Raw genomic sequence first — 301 nt, forward strand, 5'->3', positions numbered from 1 at the left:
ATATCGTGTTCATGATCTTGGGCAGACGAGAGCGATGCGCGGAATGGACGAGATGCAAGAACCGCTGTTCACGACGGTAAAGCTGGAAGATTTTGTTCCGGCCGATCACCCATTGAGGCCGCTTCGACTGCTGGTCAATCAAGCGCTGAAGCGACTCAATGGGCTGTTCAGCACGATCTATGCAGACAGCGGTCGAGCATCGATTGCGCCCGAGAAACTGCTGCGTGCGCTGCTGTTGCAAGTGTTTTACTCGGTGCGTAGCGAGCGCATGCTGATGGAACAAATGCGCTACAACTTGCTG

1 protein-coding gene is annotated in these 301 nt (G+C 54.5%); it reads left to right on the top strand.

Annotated features, from left to right (window positions below):
* Positions 1-43: 43 nt before the first annotated feature.
* The coding region (locus SB816_RS30770; protein WP_410548090.1) for a transposase at positions 44-301 on the top strand (258 nt) is incomplete at its 3' end.

This window comes from Achromobacter sp. SIMBA_011 (genome assembly GCF_046535435.1).
Taxonomy (GTDB): domain Bacteria; phylum Pseudomonadota; class Gammaproteobacteria; order Burkholderiales; family Burkholderiaceae_B; genus Achromobacter; species Achromobacter dolens.